Origin of the sequence: Streptomyces aurantiacus JA 4570 (assembly GCF_000414115.1) — a bacterium.
Taxonomy (GTDB): domain Bacteria; phylum Actinomycetota; class Actinomycetes; order Streptomycetales; family Streptomycetaceae; genus Streptomyces; species Streptomyces aurantiacus_A.
The window spans coordinates 1-3289 of record NZ_AOPZ01000214.1; the positions used below are offsets into that span (position 1 = coordinate 1).

Sequence of the window (3289 nt, forward strand, 5' to 3'; positions counted from 1 at the left end):
GCCGCGCCCCCCGCCGCCGCGGAGCCCACCCGCGCCGTGCCCGACGGCCGGGGCCCGCGCCGGGTGCCCGACGACGCCGTACGCCACTTCGGCTTCGCGGCCGTGGACTTCGGCACCACGAACTCCACGGTGACCATCCACGACATGCGCCAGCTCGACGTGCGCGCCATGTCCCGGCCTCAGGAGACGCGGCTGCGCGACGAACTCGTGGCGCTGCTGTCCGATCCGGACGCGCTCGGCACCGAGCGGGCGCAGTGGCACGAGCTGCTCGCCGACGTGGCCGGGCAGTACCTCACCGACAGCGGGGCGGGACGGGCTGGTCCCGACGGCGGCTTCGAGGGGCACGGCTTCCAAGGCGAAGGCGCGGGGCGGGCGTTGGCGGACGCCCTGGAAAGCGGCCACGGCGACGAGGGGTGGGTGCACGCCCTGTACACGGCGCTCGAAGTGCGCGTCGCGTCCCGCGACGAGCGGCTGCGCCGGGCCGCCGCCCCGCTGCTCCACCGGTGCTACCACCGGGCGTTCGACGAACTGCCGCTGGACGTCCTGCGGCTGTTCCCCGCCGACCTCGACCATGTCGGCGGCACGGAACTGCCCAGCCGCATCGAGGTCGTCGGGACGCACCCGGAGCTGCGGGTGCGGATGGGCGAGGAGCGGATCGCGGTCGGCGGCGCCGCGGACGGAACGCGCTCGTACCGCGGCCTGAAGCAGTACCTGGGGCGCGACCACGTGATGGAGGGGCTCGAGCCCGCCACCGCGGACGACCTGATCCGCGAGGGGCTGCGCTATCTCCTGGACCAGACCGACGAGTACATCGCCGCCAACCCCAAGGAGTTCCACCAGGGGAAGATCGACCACGTCGTCATGACGTACCCGACCGTGGCGCCGCCCGGTGTGCGCCGCAGGCTGAAGGAGCTGGTCGGCACGGGCGCCGAGGGCACGGGCGACGGGCTCGGCGTCACGCTGGTGGACACCCAGTTCGACGAGGCGGTGGCGGCCGCCCTGTTCTTCATCATGCGGGACTTCGCGGGCGACTTCGTCGCGGGCGTCGAGGCGTTCCGGGCCCGCTGCCGTCCGCTGCCCGGCACCGACCGGGCCTGGCAGCAGAACGCGCTGATCGTCGATGTCGGCGGCGGCACCACGGACCTGGGGCTGCTCAACCTGCACCTCAAGGACGAGACGCCCGACCCGGTGGCGGGGCAGGATCCCCGCTTCTCCGGGCGCCTGTACGTCCTCACTCCGACGCTGCTCGGCTCCACCGGGCATCTCCAGCTCGGCGGCGACCTGATGACGCTGCGCCTTTTCCGCTGGTACAAGGCGGCGTTCGCCGACCACCTCCTGACCAGTCACCCGGAGCGGTACGAGCACGTCGTGGGCTCGCTCAAGGAGCCGTACGCCGTCGACGGCCGCTACCTGCCGCGCACGCTGCTCGACCGCGGCCACGACACCGAGGGCTATCCGGCCGACCTCGTCGACCGGGTGGTGCCCACGCGGTGGAGTTCCGAGACGGTCGTCTCGGCGGCGCGCGAGGACGCGGAGCAGACGTTCTGGCTGCTGTGGCAGCTCGCCGAGGACGCGAAGATCCGGCTCGGCGCGGGTGAGGCGGTGCACCAGCCGCTGCCCGAGACGCTGCACGCGCTGCTCGACCGCATGGGGGCGCCGGAACGGCCCGACCCGCCGTGGGCGCCGCTGCTCGACGCCGACACCTTCGCGGCCCTGCTCGCCCCGGACATGAAGGAAATCATGGATCTCGTGGTCGCCCTCACCAAGAACATCGTGACGGGCAGCGAGCTCGACCGGATCTTCCTCACCGGCAAGAGCAGCCGGATGCCGCTCGTGCGGCACAGCCTGGAACGGCGGCTGCGGCAGGACAGCGAGGTGCGGTGGAATCCCGCGGGCGTCGCCGTGGAGGAGGAGTACGGCAAGCTGGCGACGTCGATCGGCGCCTGCTGGGGGCATCACATCCGCCGGTTCGCGCACACCGTGCGCAAGGCGCGGGGTGTGCTCGGCCGGGGCCGCTATGTGCTGCGCATCGAGGTGGACAACCTCAGCTACTACCTGCCCTGCGACTTCGGGCCCACCTACCAGCTGGCGGCCAACGACCCCACGCACGCCCTGCTGCGCGTCGGCGCGCGGCTGAGCCCGATCGGTCCCGACGGCACCTGGGCGGTGCGCAGCAAGTGGCAGAGCCTGCCCGCGAGTTTGCGCGTCCACCGCAACGTCGGCACCGGCTGGAAGGAGTGGGGCGCCTTCGACCCCGACGCCTGGGTCCGCCTCGAGGAGCCGGGTTTCACCCTGAACATGACGGAGTGGACGCGGGAGGCGACCTTCCAGCTGGAGGTGAACGCCGACCTCGACCTGTCCGTCCATCTGGCGCGCGGCGCCCCGCACTACGAGGTGGACGGAGCGGCGCCGGTCCGCGTCTCCTTCGAGGGTGACCACGGCCACTGGACGCCCATCGAGATCGTCGCCGACACCCGCGTGGCCGGGGACCGCCCGGACATCGGCGTGGTCGTCTTCAGCCTGCCGCAGGATCCGCGCCGCCCGGCCGGGGAGGCCGTGGCTGCCGAGCAGTCCCCGGCCGTCGAGCAGTCCCCGGCCGTCGAGCAGTCCGCGGCCGTCGAGGCCGCGGCCCCGGCCGTCGAGGCACGCCGGTTCGACGAGGTCTTCCGGGTGGGCGCGGCGGGCGAGGCACGGCCCGTGCGGGGCATGACGAGCGAGCCGCTCGGCGCGCCGCCGCCCGACGGCTGGTCGTTCTACCTGCGCTATCCCGCCGACCCCGACCGCAAGTGGGACCTCCTCGGGGTCGTGCCCGTCCCGGACACCGACGGGACTGTGACAGCGACGGCCTACGGGCAGGAACCGGGCGAGGACGACGAGGGGGCCGGTTATGTGGCGACGCTCGACGAACACGGTCACCTGCGGGTGCACCGCGCCCCGGTCCCCTACTGGACGGCCGGTTCGATCGCCGAGATGTGGAACCGGCCGGGCTCGGTGTTCCGGGTCGGCATGAGCGACACGGGGGCCTCGTACGTCGCCGAGCGCGACCCGTTCAACGGCGAGCACTGACCGCCGTGGACGCGCTGCGCAGACTCAGCCGAGTGCCGGACTCCCGGCTCGCCCTGCTGGCCCGGGCCCAACTCGCCGGGCTGCACGCCGCGTTGAGTATGGCCCTGGACGCCCTTCCGGACGACGCCGGGTCGCGGGAGTGCCGGGCGGCGCTGGCGGAGGTGGCGGCGGCGTTGCGGGCGGGCGACTCGTGCGCGCCCGCGGCGCCGCCCGGCGAACGGCC

Annotated in this window: 2 protein-coding genes; both read left to right on the plus strand. The window is 73.7% G+C overall.

Annotated features, from left to right (window positions below; genetic code table 11):
• Positions 1-3066: acetate and sugar kinases/Hsc70/actin family protein (locus tag STRAU_RS20755; RefSeq protein ID WP_037660828.1), on the plus strand; the 3066-nt coding region annotated here is incomplete at its 5' end.
• Between the two features lie 32 nt (positions 3067-3098).
• The coding region (locus STRAU_RS20760) for a hypothetical protein (protein ID WP_158692104.1) at positions 3099-3289 on the plus strand (191 nt) is incomplete at its 3' end.